This window comes from Streptomyces phyllanthi, assembly GCF_009377205.1.
Taxonomy (GTDB): Bacteria; Actinomycetota; Actinomycetes; order Streptomycetales; family Streptomycetaceae; genus Streptomyces; species Streptomyces phyllanthi.
In genome coordinates, this window is record NZ_VJZE01000754.1 from 1 (window position 1) to 2,670 (window position 2,670).

Sequence of the window (2,670 nt, forward strand, 5' to 3'; positions counted from 1 at the left end):
GCCGTCGAGGGTGGGGATGACGGCGTGATCAGTCCGGCTCTCCGTCTGCCTGTCTGTGTGCCTGCCTGCCCGTCTGTCCGTCCGTCAGGAAGGCGGAGCCGAACGGTGGTGGTCTCGCGGTAGTGATCTCGTGATGGTGATCTCGCGGTGGGGCACGTCGCTGCCCGCAAGTATCCAGCCGGGAGGTACGACGTCAAGATGACCTGCACATGTCAGAGTGACGTGGAAACCGTCAGCTGCGCCAGGCCGGAAGCAGACGCACCTCGGCTCAACGACTCGCGCTCCAGCAGCAGTTGACGGCTGAGGGCGGCCCGGTGGGCTCGCGTGGCTTACTCCGTGCTTCGGTTGTCCTGGTCAGGAGCTGGACCACGCGCGCGTGCAGAGCACGAGCCGGTAGCCGTCCGGGTCCTCGACGGTGACGCCCCACTCGTTCCAGTACGGATTCGGGGAGAGCACACGCTTGCCGCCGTGATCCTCGAGGCGGGCCACCAGCTCGTCGGGGACGGGCTCGTCCAGGTAGATGACGAGCAGGTCCTCCTCCGTGGGGCGGGGCTCCACGAAGCCGTCTCCGCCGTGGACGAGTTCGAGATGCCAGGACGCGTCGGGCCGGCCCAGCATGAGCAGGTCGTGTTCGCCCGGCGCGCCGCCTCCCTCCGCGCGGTACAGCACACTCAGACCGAGTCCCCGTACCCAGAACCGCTCGGCCTCGGCGAGATCACGGGACGGCCGGGCGACGCGGATGTGGCTCTGACCGGTGAACGGCATGACGGCTCCCTTGCGTGAGGCGGCACGCTCGGACCGCGGGCCGCCGCGGGCCCCGAGCGTAGGCACCCGGTGATCACGCCTGCATCGGCCTCTGGCCCCAGCCCCTCCGCCGCGCATGGTCCTTTGGTCGTGGTCCCTTCGGCCGACGGCCGGGCGGGGCCCGGCCGTCACAGGGACGTGGCGTGCACGCGGACAGGAAGACCCGACCGGGAGACGGCGTCGCGTTCGAAGGGGAGACCGATCTTCTCGGCGACCCGCTGCGACGGCCGGTTGTCCGGTCGGATGATCGCGATGAGACGCCTTGCGCCGAGGGCGTCGCGGGCGTGGTCGCGGCAGGCAGCCGCGGCCTCGGTGGCATAGCCGTTCCCCTGGAGATCGGCCCGGACGCGATAGCCGACCTCGATGTCGGTGACTCCTTCGACCTCCTGAGGAGTCAGACCGCAGTCGCCGACGAACTCACCAGTGGCCCGCAGGGTGACCAGCCAGAGTCCGAATCCTTCCTGCCGGTAGAGGCGCCGGTTCCAATCGATCCAGTCCAGGGCCTCCTCCCGGGTCATGGGGCGGGGATAGTGGCGCATCACGTTCGGGTCGCCGAGGAGCGCGGCCATGTCGTCGAGGTCGTCCTCGGTCATCTGCCGGAAGGCGAGCCTCGGGGTGGGTGACGGGGGTCGGTGGTGGCGGTTCATGGGTCCTCCCGAGGACGACGGCGGGCACGTCGGTCGAGACCTGGCACTGTCCCGCCGCTCAGCCTCGCAGGGACCGCAGCCCCGGGGGCAGAGTTTCGCCGCTCCGCCCCGCCCACCAGCGCCGTACCACCGGGGACACCCGGTCACGCGGATATCCCGTGTGGGTCAGGAACGCCTCGATCATCTTCGCCCGGGACCGGTGCGGCCGTACGCCCATCAGAACCGCCCGGTACCCGTTCGGCAACGGCGGCGCCACCAGGGCGACTTCGTCCCCGGACCGCAGACGCAGCACCAGCGCCCGCAGCTCGTGCTCCTCCCCGGGTACGGCGCGCAGGCGCGCGTGCATCGGGTCCCGCGCCGGGGACTGCAGCCGTACGTGGGCCAGCAGTGTCCCGCGCCCGAACTCCTCCCAGCGCTCCAGCCCGAGGGTGCGGTACGGAGGCTCCTGCCACGGCCGCAGCGCGTCCAGCCGGTCCAGCACGCGGCGCAGGAAGCCCCGGACCGACGGCTCGTCATGCGGCTGCCAGGACAGGTCCGTGTCCCAGGAGTCCTCCGCGAGCACCGCCTCGATCCGTGCGTACTCCTCCTCCGTGGTGAGGTCGTGGAACGGCTGCTCCAGGATCATGCGGGTGATGCGCTCGACGTCCCGCTCGTCCAGTTCCCGGCTGAACTGCACGCAGTAGAGGATCGAGTTGAGCAGCCCGAGGTGCATGAGTGAAGTATGACGAAGGCGCCGTGGTCCAGGGCCGGAGCCGGACCACGGACCGTCGTGGTGCGCGGTCGGCGGCCTGCGGTCAGTCCAGCTCGTAGTCGAAGGTGTACGCGACGGAGGACTCGCCGTGCCGGTAGGTGAAGCCGCCGGTTCCGCGCAGGCCGGTCAGCTCGCCGGTGCCTGTTCCCGGTACGACCTCGAAGGCAGTTCGCTGCGCCTTGGGGTGACGGTCAGGTAGGCCGCTTCTGGCCCTCGATGTACTGGTGGACGATGCTGAGGGGTGCACCGCCGCATGACCCGGCGAAGTAGGAGCGGGACCAGAAGACGGAGCCCACTCCGATGCGGTTGATGCGGCCGGTGTACTCGGCGCGCAGGTATCTGGAGCTGACGCCCTTCAAGCTGTTGATCAGCTTCGACAAGGCCACCTTGGGCGGGTAGTGCACGAGCAGGTGCACGTGATCGCGCTCGCCGTTGAACTCCTTCAGCTCCGTCTCAAAACTGCCGCAC

The 2,670-nt window shown here is 69.7% G+C and carries 5 protein-coding genes; all 5 read right to left on the bottom strand.

Going from position 1 to position 2,670, the window contains the following annotated elements; all coding sequences use genetic code 11:
- Positions 1 to 354: 354 nt before the first annotated feature.
- The gene (locus tag FNH04_RS44405) at positions 355 to 765 is read right to left on the bottom strand and encodes a VOC family protein (RefSeq protein WP_152791903.1); all 411 of its coding nucleotides are present in this window, start codon (positions 763 to 765) and stop codon (positions 355 to 357) included.
- 167 nt (positions 766 to 932) lie between these two features.
- A complete protein-coding gene (locus FNH04_RS44410; RefSeq protein WP_152791904.1) occupies positions 933 to 1,451 on the bottom strand; it encodes a GNAT family N-acetyltransferase in 519 nt (172 codons plus the stop codon).
- A gap of 58 nt (positions 1,452 to 1,509) precedes the next feature.
- Positions 1,510 to 2,163 carry a hypothetical protein gene (locus FNH04_RS44415; RefSeq protein WP_152791905.1) on the bottom strand — a complete coding sequence of 218 codons (654 nt, stop codon included), beginning with the start codon at positions 2,161 to 2,163 and terminating at the stop codon, positions 1,510 to 1,512.
- Between the two features lie 82 nt (positions 2,164 to 2,245).
- Positions 2,246 to 2,449 carry a DUF3224 domain-containing protein gene (locus FNH04_RS44420; RefSeq protein ID WP_407704187.1) on the bottom strand — a complete coding sequence of 68 codons (204 nt, stop codon included), beginning with the start codon at positions 2,447 to 2,449 and terminating at the stop codon, positions 2,246 to 2,248.
- Positions 2,394 to 2,670: IS200/IS605 family transposase (tnpA, locus tag FNH04_RS44425; protein WP_152791906.1), on the bottom strand; the 277-nt coding region annotated here is incomplete at its 5' end. The genes tnpA and FNH04_RS44420, both read right to left, overlap by 56 nt.